Source organism: Streptomyces sp. NPDC036815 (assembly GCF_055609205.1).
Genome location: NZ_JBVJPW010000009.1, coordinates 219,430 through 239,529 on the forward strand (window position 1 = coordinate 219,430; position 20,100 = coordinate 239,529).

The window sequence follows — 20,100 nt, forward strand, 5'->3', positions numbered from 1 at the left end:
CGAAATTACTTACAGGTATGTCGTGACTTCACACTCGCTCCGCAGTAGAACTCGTTTCGATTCAGCCAAACGTGAGGAAGATCACATGAGTGCATCTGCCGCGCGTGACACCGGAATTGACGGTGTGTCACGCCGAAGATTTATTGCTGGAACGAGTTCTATTCTGGGAGCGGTCGTGCTGGCCGGTCAGGCCGGCCCGGCCCGTGCGAGGGCCGCCGCCGCACCGGTCGCCGACGGGGCCGACGTGCCGGTCCTGGTGATCGGCACCGGGTACGGCGGTTCCGTCGCGGCCCTGCGGCTCGCCGAGGCGGGCGTCGACGTACACATGGTCGAGATGGGCATGGCCTGGGACACCCCCGGGTCCGACGGCAAGATCTTCGCCAACACCACGGCACCGGACCTGCGTTCCTTCTGGCTCCGCAGCAGGACCAAGCAGCCGATCAGCAACTTCCTCGGCTTCCCGATCGACAAGGACGTCCCCCGGCACACCGGCATCCTGGACGCCGAGGAGTTCGGCGGCATCATCGTCTACCAGGGCCGCGGCGTCGGCGGCGGCTCACTGGTCAACGGCGGCATGGCGGTCACGCCGAAGCGCGAGAACTTCGGCGCCGTCCTGCCGACGGTCGACGCGGGAGAGATGTACGGCACCTACTACCCGCGCGCCAACGCGGGGCTCGGCGTGAACACCATCGACCCCGCCTGGTTCGAGACGGCCGAGTGCTACCAGTACGCCCGGGTCGGCCGCAAGCACGCACAGCGCTCCGGCTTCCAGTTCACCTTCGTGCCCGACGTGTACGACTGGGAGTACATGAAGAAGGAGCAGGCGGGCACCGTCCCGAAGTCGGCGCTCGCGGGCGAGATCCTGTACGGCAACAACTACGGCAAGAAGTCCCTGCAGCAGACCTACCTCGCCCGCATCAGGGCGACGGGGCGGGTCACCATCTCCCCGCTGCACCGCGTCACTTCGGTCGCTCCGGCGGCCGGCGGCGGCTACACGGTCACCATGGACCAGCTCGACACCAGCGGCGACACCACCGCCACCAAGTCCGTGACGGCGGGCAAGGTCTTCTTCGCCGCGGGCAGCGTCGGCACCAGCAAGCTCCTGGTCAAGCTGAAGGCCACCGGCGCGCTGCCCCGCCTCAACGGCGAGGTCGGCAAGGGCTGGGGCGACAACGGCAACGTCATGTGCGGCCGCGCCAACCACCTGTGGGACCCGACCGGCAAGCTCCAGTCGTCCATCCCGACGGCGGGCATCGACAACTGGGCCGCGGGCGGTGCCTTCGCCGAGGTCGCGCCGCTGCCCACCGGCATCGAGACGTACGCCTCGTTCTACCTGTCGATCACCAGGACCCCGCACCGCGCCGAGTTCACCTGGAACGCCGCGGCGGACCGGGCCGAGCTGAACTGGCAGACCGCCTGGAAACAGACGTCCATCGACGCCGCCAAGACGATCTTCGACAAGATCAACTCCAAGGAGGGCACGATCTACCGGACCGACCTCTTCGGGACGTACAAGATCTGGGGCGACCACCTCACCTACCACCCGCTCGGCGGCGCGGTGCTCGGCAGGGCCACCGACAACTACGGGCGCCTGCAGGGCTATCCGGGGCTCTACGTGATCGACGGCGCCCTGATCCCCGGCAACACCAGCGTCAATCCGTTCGTCACCATCACGGCGCTCGCCGAACGGAACATCGAGAAGATCGTCGCGACGGATCTGTGATCCCGCCGCGGGCCGGTCAGGGCTTCGGCAGCACACACACCGTGTCGAGCCCCAGCACATGATTGAGCCGGCCGAAGGCGAGCCACGATCCGATGCTCATGCTCAGCTCCACGATCTCGGCCTGGCTGTAGTGCGCGGCCATCCGCGCCCAGAAGGCGTCGTCGAGGTTGTGGTGGTCCAGGGCGTACCGCTCCGCGTACTCCGCGGCCAGCCTCGTGCGGTCGTCGAAGGCGTCGGTGGTACGCCACTGGGTGACCGCGTCGGCGAACGCGTCGTCGACCTTCTCGCCGTCCCGCTCGGTCCGCCAGTCCTGGCAGAACACGCAGCCGTTGATCTGTGCGACGCGCAGCCGGGCCGCCTCGAACTCGCGCAGACCGAGCGTCGTGTGGGCGTACACCGCGAGCGAGAAGTTCGACGCGGCCGTCCCGATCTCGGGCACCATGTCGCCCCACACGTACGGGATCGCCTCCTGACCCTCGGGGATGTCGATGCGCAGGGGTCCGGTCATGGGTCACTTCCTTCCCAGTCGGCCCGCCGCCGGGCGCAGCGGGACGTCGAGCGCGTCGTAGAGGCCCGGTTCGGCCTGCGCCAGCCAGTCGACGGCGTTCACCAGGCGGCCCACGGCGGTGGCGTTGCCGCCCGCGGAGCGGTTCTCCCCCTCGTCGGTCGCCTCGACCGTGACCTCGATGCGCGGACGGCCCTCGATGATCACCCGGTGGGCGCCGTCGCCGCCGTCGGGGGGCGAGGGCCAGTGGGGCGCGCAGGAGGGGTGGATGCGGGTGACGTGCTCGATGACGATGCGGGGTTCGCCCCCGACGATGCCCCGCACCTCGAAGCGCACCGCGCCCTGGGTGCCCGCCGCGAACTCCCCCATCGTGCGCGTGCGCACCGTGGTGTCCAGCGGGTGGCGCTCCAACGTCTCGCGTATCGCGTCGAGTTCGACGCCGAGCGACCGTGCCATCAGCCGTATCTGCCCGCCCCACACCATGGTCGGGACCGAGGGCGCGAGCATGAGCGGCTCGTACTCCATGGGGTGGCCCATGCCGATCAGGTGCCGGACCGACTCCTCCTGGTCGTACGTGGAGTAGTCGAAGATCTCCTGGCAGCGGATCGCGTCGAGGGTGGAGCCGAGTCCGCTGATCAGCAGCGGCAGCACGTCATTGCCCCAGCCGGGGTCCACGCCGGAGACGAACAGCGAGCCGCCGCCCTCCGCGACCGCCGCGAGCACCGGGTCCCTGAACTCCGCCGGTGCGCCGCGCTGGTCGTAGAGCGGGTACAGCGCGGGCGTGACGACCACGGCACCGGCCCGCACCGCCCGCACGACGTCGGCGAGCGCCTCGTCGGGGCGCAGGTCGCCGGAGGCCGCGTAGACCACGGCGCGCGGCCGGGCGGCCAGCACCGCCTCGATGTCGTCGGTCGCGGCCACCCCCAACCGCGTTGCCGTGCCCGCCAGTTCACCCGCGTCGCGGCCGACTTTCGCGGGGTCGTGCACGAGCACCGCCGCGAGGCTCAGACCGGGATGGGCCTCGACGGCACGCACCGCCGCACGGCCGACGTTGCCGGTCCCCCAGACCACCGTGGGAATCATGCGCGGAGGGTAGCGAGGGGCGGCGACGGTTGACAGAGGCGCGGCCCGAGAAGTTGACAGAGGCGCGGCCCGAGAAGAAGAGATACGTCCATTTCCCTCCCTCTCCGAAGTCACCTACCGCCGGTACGCTTTACGTATGCTCCTTGGGCGTTCCGCGGAATGCGCTCGTCTTCTCGCTCTCATCGACAAGGCACGCGGGGGCGAGAGCGGCGCCCTGCTCATTCGCGGGGAGGCCGGGATCGGCAAGACCAGCCTGGTCAGCCATGTCGCCGCGCAGGCCGACGACTTGCTGCTGCTCTCCACCCGCGGCGTCGAGGTCGAGTCCGACCTGCCGTACGTGGGCCTCGCCGATCTGCTGCGCCCCGTCCTGCACTTCCTCGACCGCATCCCGGCCCGGCAGGCGGACGCCCTCACCGGCGCACTGGCCCTCGGCCCCGCCGTCGCCCAGGACCGTTTCGCGGTGGCCGCGGGCACGCTCAGCCTGCTCGGCGCGCTCGCCGAGGACAACCCGGTCCTCGTCACCGTCGACGACGCGCAGTGGCTCGACCCGTACTCCCTGGACGCGCTCGCCTTCGCCACCCGCAGGCTCGGCCGCGAGGGCGTCGTCGTCCTGTTCACCGCCCGCGACGAACAGGAGGAGGCCGCCTCCCGGCTCGCCTCCATCGACACGTTCACCCTCACCGGTCTCGACCCCGAGTCCGCGCACCGGCTGATCGCCGAGGAGGGCACCGCCGAGCTCACCGAGCGGGAGGCCGCCCGGCTGCTCACGGAGGCGCGCGGCAACCCGCTGGCCCTGATCGAACTGCCCGCGCTGCTCGCCGGGAGCTGCGCCGACGACGAGGACGCCGGGGCGCCCCTGCCCATCGGCGAGATGCTGGCGCACACGTTCGGCAGCGCCGTGGCCAGGCTGCCCTCGGAGGCGCAGGACGCGATGCTGCTGCTCGCGGTCCTCGGCACGCGGCCCCTCGCGGGCACGGAGGCGGCGCTGCGGGCGCACGGGCTCAGTTACGAATCGCTGGAGGCCGCCGAGGGGGCGGGCCTGGTCGTCGAGGAGCGGGACGGGTACGCCTTCCGGCACCCGCTGGTGCGCTCGGCGGTCTACCACAGCGCGACACCCGTGCGCAGGCGGCGGGCCCACCACGCCATCGCCCGCTCGCTCCAGGGAGCCACCGCTCCGGCGCTCGAACAGTACGCCTGGCACCTGGCCGCCTCGGGTGCCGAGCCGGACGAGCACGTGGCGTCCCTCCTGGAGAACGCCGCCGCCGGTGCCCCCGAGACGCTCGCGTACCCGCTGGCCTCGCGGCTGTACGAGCGCGCCGCGCGCTTCACCCCCGAGGGGCAGCGCAAGGCGGAGCGGCTGCTCTGTGCAGCCCGCGCCTCGCAGGCCGCGGGGGCCCTGAACGAAGCGGCCGCGATCCTGGACCGCGCCCTGGAACACGCCGAACAGCTGAGCACCCAGCTCGACATACGTCAGCTCCGCTGCTACCTGGACGTGCAGCGGGGCCGTCCCACGCGCTCGCGCGAGCTGCTCAGGTCGGCCGTCGACGAGGCGGAGAAAGTCGACCCGGCGCTCGCCGCGGTGATGCTCGGCGGTATCGCGCTGACCGAGCTGGCGATCGGCGACCTCACGGCGGCCCACCGCACCTCCGCCACGGCCGTCGAGCTGGCCGACGCCGCGCACGAACCGCTCGTCCCCGTACGGCTGTTGCGCACCCTGGTGCTGCTGCTCGGCGGGGACGCCGAGGCGGGCCGGGCGCTCCTGCGCGAACTGGCGGGGCCGCTCGCCTCCCCCGACCCCACCTTTCCCTATCCGGTCGCCGGGGTCGGCGGCCTCTGCCACCTCGCGGCGGAGGAACTCGACGAGGCGCACGGCCTGTTGGACCGCGCCGCGTACACGGCGCGCGGTTCCAGTGCGGTGGGGCTGCTCTCGCACCTCCTCGGCACGCTGTCGGTCGTCGAGTTCTGGCGGGGCCGCTGGACGCCGTCGCTCGCCAGCGCCGACGAGGCGGTGCGCCTGGCCGAGGCCACCGGGCAGGTCATCGAGGTCTCGCGCGGCCTCGCCGCCCTGGTCAGGACCGAGGCCGCGCTCAACCGCGAGGAGGACTGCCGACGGCACGCGGCGCAGGCCATGGAGTGGGCCGCCTCCACCGAGCTGCAACTGGACGCGGCGCGGGCGCTCGGCGGCCTCGGCCTGCTCGAACTGGGCCTCGGGCGCTTCGAGGAGGCGGTGCGCCACCTGGAGGAGGTGCGGACCTTCTCGCAGCGGCACGGCCGGGGCGACGGGCTGTACCTGACGTGGGCGGCCGACCTGGCCGACGCCTACGTCCACCTGCACCGGACCGCCGAGGCCCGCGAGGTCCTCGACGTCCTGGAGTACGAGGCGGGCCGCGGCCACCGGCCCGTCACCGCGGGGGCCGCGGCCCGGTGCCGCGGACTGCTCGAACCCGGGGACCCGGAGGCCGCCTCGCGCCACATGAGGCGGTCCCTCGCGCTGCTCTCCGAACGTCCGGTGCCCTTCGAGCGGGGCCGGACCGAGTTCGCCTGGGGCGAGCAGTTGCGCAGGCAGGGCAGGCGCAGCGAGGCCCGGCGCCTCCTGGAGCGGGCGCTCGCCACGTTCGAGCGGCTCGGGGCGACGGGGTGGGCGGCGCGGGTGGCGGCGGAGCTGCACGCGGCGGGCGGCACCGAAGTGCGGCCCGAGCGGGCCCCGTTGGAGCGGCTGACCCCGCAGGAGTTGCAGGTCGCGCTGGTGGTCGGCCGGGGTCTCACCAACCACGAGGTGGCGGAGCGGCTCTTCCTCAGCGTGAAGACCGTCGAGTTCCACCTGTCCAACATCTACCGCAAGCTCGACGGGGTGCACCGCAGGGCGCAGCTGGTCCGCCTGCTCGCCCAGGCCGCGGAGGCCCCCGAGGTGTCGGAGGTCTGAGCCCGTGGGGAGCGTCGGAGCCGGGGCTGTCGGAACGGAGTGAGAGGGCTGGGCGGGGCAGTCCGGGTCTCGGCCGGACCGTCGGGCCGGCAGGCCTCGGTCACGGCCACGTCCGGCACCCGAACGGGGGTGCCTCCGGGCACCCCCGTCCCCCGCCCTCGCGACGGTCGCTCCCCCGATCCACGACTGACCCTCCGTGCGTACACCCCCGTGGTACGTCCGGATCACCGGCCCAGCTCCCCCATCCCGGTGTTCAGGTCCGCCGCGTCTCCGCGACCGTGGGTATACCTTCGCCCCGTACGCGGGCGGGGGCGACCGTGAAAACCCTGGAGTCCGGGTACGGGTGCTCGGGTGGGCGACCGGGCCTCACGGTGCGGGTGGGGCGCACACGACGTACGGCCTCGAACGCCAGGTCGGTGAGCCGGTGGTTTTGGGGTTCAACCACTGTGCGCGGCCCCCGAACCCAGGGTTTTCCTCTGGCCCGGCGTACTGCCGGGCGATGCCGTGCGCGGCGCCTTCGAGCGCGGCGTGCTCGAAGCGGGCCTGGTCGAAGCGGGCCTGATCGAACTCCTCGATGGGGGCGATGTGCTGGGTGCCCGCGCCGTTGACGCTGTTGACGCTGTTGACCAGGATGTCGACGGCGGCGGGGCCTCATCCGTCCCGTCGGCCCCACCAACCCCGCCCCCACCGGCCCGCATGCACCGTCGCGGACCACGGGCGACGAGTTTCCGCCTCTTGACGGGCACCAGGCATATGCGCTTCGGGTGTGCGCCGCCGCCCTCCCCCGCGGCCCCGGCCGCCCCGGGCCCGCCACGCTCCACCTGCACGGCAACCGGGCACCGGAGTAGTTCGGAACGGACATCCTCGCGGCTCAGGGGACCCGCTCCGCCGCCGCTCGAGGCGGCCCTTCCAACAGACCGGGGTGCCTGATTCCGCCATCAACTACCCGGTTGTCTAGACCCATTGACAGCACTTCTGGCGCTCCCTAGTGTCCCTAATACCGGAATATGCTCGAACAACGTCACCGCACATCGATCATGCGTGGGGGGTTCGTGAACAGCACACCAGGTGTCGGCGAAATTGGAATGGCAGCCCCCCAAAATCGTGAAGGTCTGCCAATTGTCAGCCTCGATCAGGCGCACTCGCCCCAGAAAGTCCTCGCCCACGGCGAATTGCTGCGGCGATTCGTGGCGGACCAGGAGATCAAGCCGGTCCACATGCGCATCGGCATCATGGGCGCCTGCAACATGCGGTGCAATTTCTGCAACTTCCACTCTCCCAACGAGGAACAGTTCTACGACCTGTTCTCGTTCAAGGACTCGATCGCCACCGACAAGGCGGTCACACTGCTGCGCGAATTCGCCGAGAACGACGGACGCGCGGTCACCTTCTGCGGCAGCGGCGAGTGCACCATCCACCCCGGGTACGCGGAGATCTGCCGGGCCGGACACGCGGCCGGGCTGCGGATCGGCCTGATCACCAACGGCTCGCGGCTGGGCCGCCCGAAGGTCGCCGACTGCGTAGCCGAGACGCACACCTGGGTCCGCATCGGCCTGAACGCCGGCACGGAAGCCACCTTCGACGACATCACGCGGGACCGTGAGCAGACCTTCTCGAAGTTCATCGGCTCGGTCGGCAAACTCAGGGAGCGGGCCGTCGACCCCGACTTCCGCATCGGCTTCAACTACGTGATCACCCTGCAGAACTACCGGGAAATCATGGAGGCGGCCCGTATCGCCCATGAGTCCGGAGCACATTACGTGCGCTTCGAGCCCGAGTTCTACAGCGCGCTCGGCCACGAGACCATCGAATCCGTGATGCCGGAGATCTCCGAATCCCTCACCCGCGCCGCCGAACTCTCCACCGACGCCTTCGAAGTGTCGGTGCCGAAACTCGACCGCGGCCCGATGGACCAGGTCGAAGAGGTCGAGGGCGACTTCGAGCGCTGCCACTACAGCCGTTTCGTCACGGCCGTCGGCGCCGACGGCAATCTCTATCCCTGCCCACAGGTGCATCTCAACAGCCGCTATCTGATCGGCAATGTCGTCGAACAAGGATACGCGGAAGTCCTCGAAGGCGGACCGCGCGCCGAGTGGGAGGCGTCCAACCCGCGCAGGACCGACCTTTGCAAATCCTGCTTCTACCGGCCGCAGAACGAACTCCTGGAACTCCTCAAACGCGGCCAGATCAAACTGGACGAGGCCCTGGACGCCTACGCGCTGGAAGTGCCGAGCACCTTGCACGGCGACTTCGTCTGAGCGCGCATGCAGCTACGTCACGTCCAGAGGCTCCTCGCCGCCGAGCCGGCCCTGCGGCACGCCAAGAGCACCGACGAGCACGCGGCCCGGGCCCGCCGGGTCCGTGCCGTCGTCGAGCGGCTTGCCCGCGTGGAGCGGGCCCCGCTCGCCATCGCCGGATCGACCGTCTCGGCGCGCGACGGCCTCCACCACGAACGGCTCCTGTTCGAATCCCCCGTACGCGGCTCCTTCCACGGCACCCTCCTCGCACCGCGGGACATCGCGCCCGGCCCGGCCGTCCTCGTCCTCGGCGGCAAGAACGCCCGCCTCGACCAGCTCACCGGGGACGTGCCGCCGGACCACCCCGACCGCAACGTCGCCGAACACCTGGCGCGGGCAGGCTTCGTCACGCTCTCCTTCGACCACGGCATCGGCGGCGGCATGGACGCCGCCCGCAGGGCCGGGCGGGACGAAGGAGCCCTGCTGGCCCACGCGTTCGCCCTCACCGGCCGCTCCCTGCTCGGCGCCCTCGTCGGCGACGCCCTGGGCGCGCTCGACGTGCTCGCCGCGCATCCGCTCGTCGACCCGCGCCGCGTCGGGCTCTTCGGCCACAGCCTGGGCGCGGCGGTCGCCCTGCACACGGCGCTGCTCACCGAGCGCCGGGGCATCCCGCTCTGCGCGGCGAGCCACGTCGGCAGCTATCCGGCCCTGTACGAACGGCTGTTGACCGGCTACGAGGGCGCGGTGCTCCCGGGCATCCTGGAGTACGCCGACCTGCCCGACCTGTACGGCGCCCTAGCCCCGGCCCCGCTCCAGCTCCAGTACGGCACCGCCGACTCCTACCTGGAACCGGCCGACGCACGGGCCGCCGCGGACAGCGTCCGGGAGACGTACGCGGCCGTCGGAGCCGACGCGGAGATCCACGGCCTCCCCATGGGGCACGGCACCCACGTCGGCCACGCGGCGGACTTCTTCACCCGCACGCTGCCCGAACCGGCCGCCACGAGCACCTCGGGACCGGCCGCCGGGGGCGAAGTGCCCGCGCAGCGCATCCACTTCGCGGTCTCCGACCGGCGCGCCGTACTCGACCGCGTCGACGCCGCGCTCGCCTCCGGCATCCTCACGCAGGGCCCGCAGGTGGCCCGCTTCGAGGAGCTCGCCCGCCCCTGGACCGGGGCGGACACGGCGGCGGTCGCCTCCGGCTCGGCGGCGCTGGAGATCGCGCTGCGCATCATCGGCGTGGCGGGCCGCACGGTACTCGTACCGGTCAACACGTTCTTCGCCACGGCGGCCGCCGCCGTCCGCGCCGGGGCGTCCGTGCGCTTCGTCGACATCGAGCTCGACGGGCTCGGCATGGACCCGGACGCCCTGCGCGCCGCTCTCGACCGGCACCCCGACACCGCCGCCGTCCTGCCGGTGCACATCGGCGGCATCGTCTCACCCGCGCTCGAAGCGGTGCTCGCCGAGTCCCGGGACCGTGGCATCCCCGTGGTGGAGGACGCCGCGCACGCCCTCGGCGCCACCCTCGACGGGCGCCCGGCCGGGAGCTTCGGCCGGTTCGGCGCCTTCTCCTTCTTCCCCACCAAGGTCGCCGTCAGCGGCGAGGGCGGGCTGCTGTGCGCCCCGTCGGCGGACGACCTGGAGCAGGTGCGGCGCTGGCGCGACCACGGCAAGAGCGCCCAGGGCTCCACGCTGCACGACCGGCCCGGCGGCAACTGGCGGCTGAGCGAACTGCACGCCGCCGTCGGCACGGTGGACCTGGAGCGCTTCTCCCGTACGCTCGCGGCCCGCCGTGCGCTGGCCGCCCGGTACGACGCGCTGCTCGCCGAGGTGCCGGGCGTCCGGCCGCACGTCGTGCCCGGGGCCGCGGGCAGCAACTTCTACAAGTACCTCGTCTACCTCGACGCGGACGGCCCCCTCGACCGGCCGCTCCTGAAGAAGCGGCTGCGGGAGCGGCACGGCGTGTCCCTGGCCGGTGAGGTCTACGACCAACTGCTGTGCGACCACCCGTACTTCGCGCCACGACGGCGCCACGACGCCGGGGACGGCCCCTTCGAGCGGGCCCGCTGGTTCGCACGGCACCACATCGCTCTGCCGCTGTACCCGTCCCTCACCGAGGTCGAGCAGCTACGGGTGGCCGCCGCGCTCCGCAGCGAGCTGCCGTGACCGCGGTGCTCCGTGCGTTCCGCAGGGGTGAGTGGCGGTCGTCGCTGGACCGGGAGCCCCTGCCCGGGCCATCGGGCAGGGAGCTCTCCCTGGTGCCGGAGATCGTCGCCGACGCGGACCGCCGGTGGTGGGACAGCACGCTTCCCGGCCTGCCCCCACTCACGGGCCGCCGTGAACTCCTGCTCAAGGCAGTGGAGTTGTTCGACCACGCGACCCTCGCGGTGGGCGGCATCGGCGAGCAGAGCGCCGAGGGCTTCCGCGCGGCCCTCTGGGAGAGCGCGGGGCTGCCGCGTCCGCTGGTCGACCGGTGGTGCGCCATGCTCCGTGACGGCCTCGCCGCACGGGGCGACGCCCCCGAGCCGGACGGCCACCTGGCTCTGGTCGCCCTGCCGGGCAACACCTTCACCTGCCTGGATTCGGTCTGCGATCAGGCCGAGCGCTCGGCCGGCGTATGGGTGCGCCCGAGCCGCCGCGAACCGCTCTCCGCCGCCCGGCTCGTCGCCGCCCTCCTCGCGGCCGGCTGGCCCCCGGCCCGCCTCGGCCTGTACCCCGCCGCCCACAAAACCCTGAAGGGGCTGCTGCGCCTCACGGACCGGCAGGTCGTGTACGGCGGCGCCGGGCTCGCCGCGTCGGTCCGCGACTCGCCCGGGCTCACCCTGCACGGCCCCGGCCGGGGTTGCGCCCTGGTGCCCCCGGGCATGCCGGCCGACGAGGCCGTGTCCTGGCTGCTGCCGCTGGTCGCGGCGGACTCCGGACGGTTCTGCAGCAACGTACGCACCGTCGTCTGCGAGGAACCCGGCGCGGCGAGACCCCTCGCACTGGCCCTGGCCGCCGCCCTCGACGCCCTCCCGCCCGACGGGGAGTGGCCGCTCTCCGCCTTCCGCGAGCCGGGCGCGGCCGAGAGCGCGGCGCGCACCGTCAGCGACCGCCTGCGCCCCGGCGACCGTATCCTCACCCGTCTGCCGCCCGTCACGCACAGCACAACGAACGACGTGTACGCCAGGCCACAACTGGCGCTGCTGGAAGGACACTTCTCGATCGCGGGCGCCTCCCACCCCCTCATCGGACACGAAGTCCCCTTCCCCTTCGCCGCCGTCCTGAGCGCATCGCCCGAGGCCGTGCGGGCCATCACCGCCGAGTCCCTGTTCGTGTACCGCCCAGCGAAGTGAGGCCCGCATGACCACCGCCCTCGGCGCGCTGTCCGACACGCTGCGCGCACGCGTCCCGGAGCTGGCCGTCGATCTCGACGCCTGGACGCGCCGCATGATGCGCTGGCACTTCGGCCCGGAGACCGGCAGCCGCTTCTGGCTGAACCGCCGCGACAAGCTCGGCTTCGACCCGATCCGGGACATCGACACCTTCGCCTCCCTCGATCGCTTCGGCCTCTTCGACAAGGCCGAGTTGCGCGCCGCGAAGGCCCGCGACCTGTACCCCCGCGGCTACCGCGACCGGCCCTTCCGGGTCTTCGAGACCGGCGGCACCACGGGCGCGCCGTGCCGGATCGTGAACGTCACGCGCCTCGCGTACGACGTGAAGATCTACCGCACGGTGCTGGAGGCGCGCGGAGTGGCGGGCGGCGACGTGCTCGCGATGACGCCGGGCGGCCCGCACGCGTACGGGCACTTCGTGGAGGGGCTCGCGGACAGCTGGCGCGGCGCCGTGCACGCCATCGACTTCGATCCGCGCTGGGTGAAGGCCGCGCTGCGCTCGGGCGGCGCGGCCGACGCGTACACCGGGCACCTGATCGACCAGACGCTCGCGCTGCTCGCGGCCGAGCGGCCCACGCTGCTCTTCACCACCTCGCGGCTGCTCGTGGAACTCGCGATGCGGCTGCCGCGCCCCCTGCACACGTACGGCATCCGGGCGGTCTGCACCGGCGGCACCTCGTGCACCGCCGCCGAGGCGGAGTTCCTGCACGAGGAGCACCTGCCGGGCGTGCAGTGGATCGACACCTACGGCAACACCCTGGTCGGCCACGCTCTGCAGGCCGACGCCGTGCCGGGCGCGCCCGTCGGGCCCGGCGGAACCGGCCACTCCTATCATCTGCCGCCGCCCTTCGCGGTGTTGAAGGTCGTCGACCCGGCGGACCCGTGGCGCGAGGTCGAGGTCGGCCGGCGGGGCCGCGTCCGGGCCACGACCCTCCTCGAAGACCTCTTCCTGCCCAATCTCCTGGAGCGGGACAGCGCGGTGAGGACCGGGCCGCACCCGTGGTTCCCCTGGGACGGGGTCGCCGCGGTGCGGCCCTTCCAGGAGTCCGCGGACGCCGAGGAGGCGGTGGAAGGCGTCTACTGACCGAAGGATCGAGGGACACCCATCGTGAATCTGTCATCGAACGGCTTACCCATACCCTTCACGCCGGAGCTCTTCGGCCCCCTGCGCCCCAGCGCGCGGCTGCTGTCACAGGGGGATCCCGGCGCGCTGCGGGAGCGGCTGCACGCGGACGGCTATCTGTATCTGCCGGGGCTGCTCGACCGTGCGGAGGTGCTGCGGCTGCGCGGACGATACTTCTCGCTCTTCCCGCCGGGCCTGCTGGCCCCCGGCACCGGCCCGGCGGACGGCGTCTTCTCGGGCCGGGTGCCCGTGGGGATTCCCGAGTACGGCGTGGCGGGGCACCCCGCATACGCGTTCGTGCGCTCGGCCTCCTTCGCCCACTTCGTCAGCAACCCCGTACTCACCGACCTCGCCTGCCAACTCCTCGACGGCAAGGCGGAGATGCTGCCGCGCCGCATCCTGCGCCACTTCCACCGGGGCACGCGGCGCGCCTCCCGCGCCCATGTCGACCACGACTACATGGACGAGGGCTCACCGCGCGTCGTCACCTTCTGGATCCCCGTCGGGGACTGCCCGCCACAGACCGGCGCCCTGGTCTATCTGGAGGGCTCCCACCGGCTGCCGCCCGAGGAGTACGCGCCGCTGCGCGACGTCACCGACCGGCCCTGCGACCGACGGCAGATCTGCCACGACCTGGAGCTGACCGCCCGCACGCTCGGCCGCCGCTGGCTGTACGCCGACTTCCGCGCGGGAGACGTGATGGTGCACGTGCCGCGCGTCATCCACGCGTCCCTGGACACGACGACGGACGCCATGCGGCTGTCCGTCGACGCCCGCTTCATACGCTCGGACGACACCCCGGACCCCCGCTGGCTGCGGCCCTGGTCGGCGGACGACGGGGCCTGACCGCCCAGGCTCTCAGCCCCAGGGCCGCACCGCCCGTCCGCCCGCCGCGTCCGAGCGCTCCGCCGCGACGATCACGTCGTCGACCAGCAGGGCCTCGGCCGCCGGACAGACCGGGTCGGCGCCGGTCGCGACGGCGGCCGCGAAGTCGGCGAGCAGCGGCAGGTGCGGGTTGGCCGCGGGTGGCAGGAGGAGCGGCGCCGGTGTCCCCGCGGCGCCTTCCAGGCGCCCCGAGTCGAGCGGATCCAGCGTCACGGTGCGGCCGCCGCCGGTGAGCCGCATCCGGTCCACGGGCGGCCCGTCCCCCCACTCCACGAGACAGTGCGCCCGCAGCCCAGACCGCCAGCGCAGGGCGAGTTCGGCCTGCCGCTCGGCTCCGCGGGGGAAGCGCCCGCCGAGCCGCGCGGCGATCTCGTACGGCCGTCCGAACAGATGGAGCAGCAGGTCAATCCGGTGGCTTCCGGCGTCGGCGAGGACGCCGCCGCCCGACACGGCGGGGTCGGTGCGCCAGCGCATCGGGTCGTCGGGCCCCGGCGCGAAGGCACACCGGAAGCGCACCTCCACCCGCTCGGGCGTCCACCCGCCGAGTTCGTCCCGCAACCGTCGAACGGCGGGGGCGAGCCTGCGGTAGTAGGCGACGCCCGCGCGGGGCCCCGCCGTGCCGAGGGCCGCTCCGGTGCCGAGGCCGCCGGCGAGCGGCTTCTCGATCAGTACGGGCAGTCCGGCCGCCAACACGGCCCGGGCGAGTGGCACATGGCCGACGACCGGGGTCGCGACGTACACGGCGTCGACGTCGGCGAGGAGCACGTCGGGGTCGCCGCCCGAGCGCGCGACGGAGAACCGCTCGGCGGTGCGCGCGGCGCGGCGCGGGTCACGGCCCCAGAGGGCCACCGGCTCCTCGCCGAGCGCGTGCAGGGCGGGCAGCACGCGGCGGGTCACGATGTCGCCGTATCCGGCGATGCTCCACTTCAGGGGACGATCGCCACCTTCAGCGTCTCGGGCGGGGGGCCGTCGTAGGGGGCCTGATCGGCGTCCGGGTAGAGGGAGCGGCTGGCGGAGAGCTGCTCCATGGCCTTGGGGAGTTCGTCGAGGGGGTAGGTGTGCGTGTGCAGATCGGGCAGGCGCAGGGCGTCGGTGCGGCGGTGGGCGAGGCGTTCGGCGACGGCGAGCGCCTCGGCGCGGGCGGTGTCCAGGGGTTCGGCCGAGCTGTGCACGCGCAGGCCCTTGCGCTCCCAGGTGACCAGGTCGAGGGTGACGTGCGTGTCCACGTGGTGCGTGCCGAGGAGGACGACGAGACCGTTCTGCCGTACGAGTCCGACGCAGGCGTTGAGGGTCGTGGGGGTGCCGACGGCGTCGACGGCCACGTCGAAGTCGGCGCCGACGGCGGCGAGTTGTTCCGCTCCGCCGTCCACGCGGCGCACCGCGTCGGCGCCCGCGGCGACGGACCGCTCCAGTCGCCAGTCGTCGAGGTCGACGGCGACGACCTCGGCGGCGCCGCGCGCCACGGCGACCCGCAGCGCCAGCTGCCCCACCGGCCCCTGTCCCACGATCGCGACCCGGTCGCCGAGCCGGACGCCCCGGGTGGCGTGCACGGCGAGCGGCAGGAGCTGCAGGATCGCGCCCTGTTCGAAGGGGACGGAGTCGGGGAGCGCGCCCACGGCCACCTCACGGGCGAGCGCGAAGTCGGCGTACCCGGTGGTGAGCGGCGTCCGCACGAAGACCCGCTGGCCGGGCACGACCCGGCGCACACCCGCCCCGGTCGCCTCGACGACCCCGGCGACCTCATGGCCGAAACAGCCCTGCGAGCAGTGCTCCCGCAGCCCGTGGTAGTGGAAGTAGGCGAGGTCGCTGCGGTTGCAGACCGTGCAGGCCCGCACCTTCACGAGTACCTCCAGCGGTCCTGGTTCCGGCACCGCGACGTCGGTCACCAGCCTGATGTCGCGCCTGCCGACGAGCTCGTACCTGCGCATGAGCCTCTCCCCTTCACCGGATGCGACCAGCGGAAGTCCCAAGGATTCCCCAACTCGCCTCCCGTCATGGCGGAATCGCCCGGCTCGACCGGTTCGGACGCCTTGACAGCCCTGTTCGGTACGAGCCAATATCCACTATCCGATTGGCCTGGACCAATCGGCAGGAGCCCCATCGCTCATCCCGTGCACCGTACGCCCCACGCACCGCCTGCGCTCCATCACGAGCCACGCACCCGCATCAGCCCGTACCCGCAACTTCGGAGGTCGCGCCATGGCATCGAGCAGTGACCCGACTCTGGAGCACCTCGCCAACTCCGTGCTGCAGCCCGGTTTCGAGGGCACCACGGCCCCCGACTGGCTGCGCCGCAGGATCGCCGAGGGCCTGGGCTCCGTCGTGCTGTTCGCGCGGAACATCGAGACGCCCGAGCAGGTCGCGCGGCTCACCTCGACCCTGCGCGCGGAGAACCCGGACCTGATCGTCGCCATCGACGAGGAGGCGGGCGACGTGACCCGCCTGGAGGCCTGGACCGGCTCGTCCCGGCCCGGCAACCTCGCCCTCGGCGCCGTCGACGACATCGACCTGACCGAGCGCGTCGCCCACGACATCGGCCGCGACCTGCACGCCGCGGGCGTCTCCCTCAACTTCGCGCCCAGCGCCGACGTCAACTCCAACCCGCTCAACCCGGTGATCGGCGTGCGCTCCTTCGGGTCCCGCACCGACGTCGTCTCCCGGCACACCGCCGCCTGGATCCGCGGCCTGCAGCAGGCCGGCGTCGCCGCCTGCGCCAAGCACTTCCCCGGCCACGGCGACACGGTCGTCGACTCGCACTACGGCCTGCCGCAGGTGAAGGGCTCCGCCGAGGAGATCGCGCTCACCGCGCTGCCGCCGTTCATCGCCGCGATGGAGGCTGGCGTCCGCGCGGTCATGACCGCGCACCTGCTCGCCCCCGCCTACGACCCGGACCTGCCCGCGACCCTCAGCCACCGCATTCTGGTGGAACTCCTGCGCGGGGAGCTCGACTTCGACGGTCTGCTGGTCACCGACGGCATCGAGATGGGTGCGGTCACCGACCGCTACGGCATCGACGGGGCGACGGTGAAGGCGGTCGCCGGGGGCGTGGACGCGGTCTGCGTGGGCGGCGAGAGCGCCGATGAGGCCACGTTCGAGCTGCTCTCCACGGCCCTGGTGAAGGCGGTGCTCGACGGCTCGCTCCCCGAGGGCAGGCTGGTCGAGGCCAGCGGGCGCGTACGGGAGTTCGCGGCCTGGTCCGGCGAGCGGTCCCGGGCCGTGACCCGTGACGCCGGGCCCTCCGACATCGGCCTGGTCGCGGCGCGGCGCGCCGTCCGGGTGCGCCACCGCCCCGGCACCGCGAACGCCGCGCTCCCGGTCGCCGGGACGCCGCACGTCGTGGAGCTGTCCCCCACGATGAACCTCGCCGTCGACGGCCACACCCCCTGGGGCGTCGCCGTCCCGCTGCGCGACCTGCGCCCGGGCACCACGTCCGTCCGCCTCACAGAGCCCGAACTCGCCCGTGCGGAGGACCTCCTGGACCGGGAGGTCCTGACCCCGGCGACGGGCCGGGCCCTGGTCGTGGTGGTCCGCGACGCGGCCCGGCACCGCTGGATGACCGACACCCTCAACCGCATCCTGCGCTGCCGCCCCGACGCCCTGGTCGTGGAGATGGGCGTCCCGGTCGGCAACGCGTTCGGCGCCACCCACCTGGTCACGCACGGCGCCACCCGGGTGTCGGGCATCGCGGCGGCGGAGCTGCTCGCCGGCGCCGCGGGCTGACCCCGCCCGCCCCTTCCGGGAGGCCTCCGGAGCCCCGTCTGCCCGACGGCGGTCCGGAGGCCCGCACGCTCACCCCTTCAGCGGCCCGTCGCAGCTGAAGTCCGCGCTGCCCGCGCGTCCGTCGGACCAGATGTCCACCGTGCCGAACGAGCAGTTCATGTCGGCCAGGTTGTTGTCACCCGCGGCGGACCGGTCGAGAACGAAGTAGTCGACCGTCTCCGACATGTCCTCGAAGACGGCGTCCGGGTCGCCGGACGCGCGGAGGTTCGCGGTGATCCGGCCCGTGCAGGTGTACCGCGGCCGCTCCGGCGCCCCGTTGGAGCGGCAGGCGGGCGCGATGCCCGTGGTGGCCGTGAAGGAGGCGCGCACCTGCTCGGCGGTGGTGTCGCGCAACTCGCCGACCGGCACGTACGCCGTGTCCGGCACGAAGAGGTCGTCGACGTGCGCGATCTGCTTGTCGAGGAAGGCGTCGTAGGCGCTTTGCAGCCCGCCGTCCCTGCCGAGCCGGGTGCGCCAGGCGTCGAAGCCCGCCGGGTCGTCGGCCCGCAGCAGGCGGTACATCTCCCGGAGCAGCGCGGGGCGTTCGGTCCACAGGAACTCGAAGAACGTGCCCGCGTAGTCGTAGAAGCGGAAGCCGTCCCCGTCGTACGTGGCGTGCAGCAGCTGGTCCACGGTCATCCGCGGGCCGCCGTTCGCCGTGTCGTCGATGATGCCCCGGACCAGCGACTTGCGGACCTTGATCCCGTCGTCGCGGGTGGCTCCGTCGAAGAACTCGGCCGTCCCCTCGTCCATCGCGGTCGTCCGGTCGCCCTGGTACCAGGGGCCCTCACCGAAGGAGCCGGGCACCGCCCAGCGGCCGTTGAGGTAGTGCGTGTACTCGTGGCGGAAGAGCTCCTCCAGCGTCAGCGTGGAGTCCTGCGGGACGCGCCGCTGGTAGGTGTAGAAGGTCGCGCCGCGCTCGATGTAGACGCCGCCGTTGTTGGTGTCCATCCCGGTCAGGAGCGGGTGGTAGTTCTCGTAGTCGGCGCGAGAGGCGTAGAGAACCGTCGTCAGGCCGGTGTTGGGGTCACCGGCGAGCGGCTCCTCGGTGCCGACGACCCGGTGGAAATGCGCCTTGACCTGCTTGCTCGCGTAGTAGAGCTGGTCGACGGTGCCCCGGTCGAGCGCCGTGCGCACCTTCATGCCGCCCTTGTCGTACGTGTAGGTCTGCGGGAAGAGGCGGCGCTCGATGTCGGCCTTGCACACCTTGTACGGCGCGCAGGCACCGAACTCGTTCAGCCAGGTGGCGACCTTCGCCCAAGGGGCGCTGCCCTCACCGAAGTTGCGGGCGGTGACGGCCACCAGGCCGCCTAGTCCGGAGACGATCTCGCTCGTGAGCCCGTCGATCTGGCCGAACCGTCCGTACTCGCTCAGCGCGTCCCGCACCACCCAGGCGTTGCCGGTGCCCTTGAGGTGCGTGTAGGTACCGAAGGCCTTGAAGGCGGCCCGGTACGAGGAGTCTGCCTTGACCGCCGCGTGGAAGGCCGCATCCTGGTTGCCGGGGTAGACGCCGAGGTAGCTCAGGGAGAGCGCGGCGAGCGCGGAACCGCCCCAGGCGGCGTCCTTCGCCGTCTCCGGGTGCGCGGCGTCCATGGTTACCAATATCCGCTTGATGAGCGGTAGTTGATGCTGCCGAAGCCCCGGGGCGCTCGCCGCGTAGAGCGCCTCGCGCAGCGAGTCGGCGTTGGTCCTGGTCACGTCGAAGGTGCGGCCCGCCGCGCCGAACGCGGCGACGGCGCGACGCATGGCGTCCACGGTCGGGGCGTCGGTGACGTCGATCTCGTCGTGCGAGAAGTCCTGGTAGGCGACGGCGTGCAGATAGGTGAGCATCTCCAGGAGGTTGCTGCCATTTTTGCCGTCGTGGGCGGGGGCCAGCCGGGCGATGCGACTGGAGACCGCCTGGACGTGCGCGTCCGACATGACGGGGGCGAGCCGGCGGTCCCAGGTCCACACGAGGGTGCGCAGACAGCCGTCGGCGGTGACGGCCGGGTCGGCCAGGAAGTCGGCGAACCGTTCGGGCGAGAGTCCGGTGACGCCGTCGAGCGTGCACGGCGCGACATCGGCCTTCGCCGTCCGCCGCTCCTTCGGTTTCGCCGTGCGCGCGCCCGGGGTGCGGCCGCCGTTGAGCCCGCCGGGCGCCGGGATCTCGTAGGCGCCTTGCTTGGGCGCCTTCGCCCTGCGGTCGACGACGTCCAAGGGGTTCGGGGCGGCGGGCGCGGGCGGCGCCGCGGCGGCGGGGGGCTTCGCTGCCGCGGGGGAGGTCTCGGCCGCGAAGGCGAACTGGGCGGCCGGGACGCAGAGGGCCGCCGCTGTCGCGCCGGCGAGCACGGATCTGCGCAGGGTGCGTAGACGTATCTGGGACACCGAGTGCTCCTGTGTGGGAGGTGGGGGCGTGTGGTGCTGTCCATGCAGTGCGGTCAGCATCAACTGACTTTCACGCAGCGGAGTTTGACCGGTTGCCTCATGGCCACCGCTGCGTCATGTGATG

General features: G+C 72.6%; 13 protein-coding genes. 8 read left to right on the plus strand and 5 right to left on the minus strand.

Features of this window, described 5'->3' with window-relative positions:
• The first annotated feature begins 85 nt into the window (after positions 1–85).
• On the plus strand, positions 86–1,723 hold the full coding sequence (locus ACZ69I_RS20445) for a GMC oxidoreductase (protein WP_470833697.1): 1,638 nt from the start codon (positions 86–88) through the stop codon (positions 1,721–1,723).
• Between the two features lie 16 nt (positions 1,724–1,739).
• Here ACZ69I_RS20445 and ACZ69I_RS20450 read toward each other — a convergent pair whose 3' ends face one another.
• Positions 1,740–2,231: a carboxymuconolactone decarboxylase family protein gene (locus ACZ69I_RS20450; protein ID WP_470833699.1), complete on the minus strand. Its 492-nt coding sequence runs from the start codon at positions 2,229–2,231 to the stop codon at positions 1,740–1,742.
• A gap of 3 nt (positions 2,232–2,234) precedes the next feature.
• A complete protein-coding gene (locus tag ACZ69I_RS20455; protein WP_470833700.1) occupies positions 2,235–3,311 on the minus strand; it encodes an NAD(P)H-dependent amine dehydrogenase family protein in 1,077 nt (358 codons plus the stop codon).
• Positions 3,312–3,447: 136 nt separating this feature from the next.
• Between ACZ69I_RS20455 and ACZ69I_RS20460 the strand changes: the two genes are divergently transcribed.
• The 6 genes from ACZ69I_RS20460 to ACZ69I_RS20485 all read left to right on the plus strand — a co-directional run bounded on the left by ACZ69I_RS20460 (position 3,448) and on the right by ACZ69I_RS20485 (position 13,814).
• The gene (locus ACZ69I_RS20460) at positions 3,448–6,234 is read left to right on the plus strand and encodes a helix-turn-helix transcriptional regulator (protein ID WP_470833702.1); all 2,787 of its coding nucleotides are present in this window, start codon (positions 3,448–3,450) and stop codon (positions 6,232–6,234) included.
• A gap of 1,007 nt (positions 6,235–7,241) precedes the next feature.
• Complete coding sequence (locus ACZ69I_RS20465) at positions 7,242–8,492, plus strand: radical SAM protein (protein ID WP_470833703.1); 1,251 nt, start codon at positions 7,242–7,244, stop codon at positions 8,490–8,492.
• A 6-nt stretch (positions 8,493–8,498) separates the two neighbouring features.
• Positions 8,499–10,637, plus strand: a complete 2,139-nt coding sequence (locus tag ACZ69I_RS20470) for a DegT/DnrJ/EryC1/StrS family aminotransferase (RefSeq protein WP_470833705.1) — start codon at positions 8,499–8,501, stop codon at positions 10,635–10,637.
• The gene (locus ACZ69I_RS20475) at positions 10,634–11,806 is read left to right on the plus strand and encodes a hypothetical protein (RefSeq protein ID WP_470833707.1); all 1,173 of its coding nucleotides are present in this window, start codon (positions 10,634–10,636) and stop codon (positions 11,804–11,806) included. The genes ACZ69I_RS20470 and ACZ69I_RS20475 overlap by 4 nt, the downstream gene beginning before the upstream one ends.
• Positions 11,807–11,813: 7 nt before the next feature.
• A complete protein-coding gene (locus ACZ69I_RS20480; RefSeq protein ID WP_470833709.1) occupies positions 11,814–12,929 on the plus strand; it encodes a hypothetical protein in 1,116 nt (371 codons plus the stop codon).
• A gap of 24 nt (positions 12,930–12,953) precedes the next feature.
• Complete coding sequence (locus ACZ69I_RS20485) at positions 12,954–13,814, plus strand: phytanoyl-CoA dioxygenase family protein (RefSeq protein WP_467673423.1); 861 nt, start codon at positions 12,954–12,956, stop codon at positions 13,812–13,814.
• A 12-nt stretch (positions 13,815–13,826) separates the two neighbouring features.
• On the opposite strand, the gene ACZ69I_RS20490 is transcribed toward ACZ69I_RS20485, so the two are convergent.
• A complete protein-coding gene (locus ACZ69I_RS20490) occupies positions 13,827–14,783 on the minus strand; it encodes a Gfo/Idh/MocA family protein (protein WP_470833854.1) in 957 nt (318 codons plus the stop codon).
• Positions 14,780–15,781: a zinc-dependent alcohol dehydrogenase gene (locus ACZ69I_RS20495; protein ID WP_470833710.1), complete on the minus strand. Its 1,002-nt coding sequence runs from the start codon at positions 15,779–15,781 to the stop codon at positions 14,780–14,782. The genes ACZ69I_RS20490 and ACZ69I_RS20495 overlap by 4 nt, the downstream gene beginning before the upstream one ends.
• A 271-nt stretch (positions 15,782–16,052) precedes the next feature.
• Here ACZ69I_RS20495 and ACZ69I_RS20500 point away from each other — a divergent pair, with 271 nt between their 5' ends.
• Positions 16,053–17,573 carry a glycoside hydrolase family 3 protein gene (locus ACZ69I_RS20500; protein ID WP_470833711.1) on the plus strand — a complete coding sequence of 507 codons (1,521 nt, stop codon included), beginning with the start codon at positions 16,053–16,055 and terminating at the stop codon, positions 17,571–17,573.
• Positions 17,574–17,642: 69 nt separating this feature from the next.
• Here the strand turns inward: ACZ69I_RS20500 and ACZ69I_RS20505 are convergent, their stop codons facing one another.
• Entirely contained in the window at positions 17,643–19,976 is a 2,334-nt protein-coding gene (locus tag ACZ69I_RS20505) for a collagenase (protein WP_467673429.1), read from the minus strand.
• Positions 19,977–20,100 lie beyond the last annotated feature (124 nt).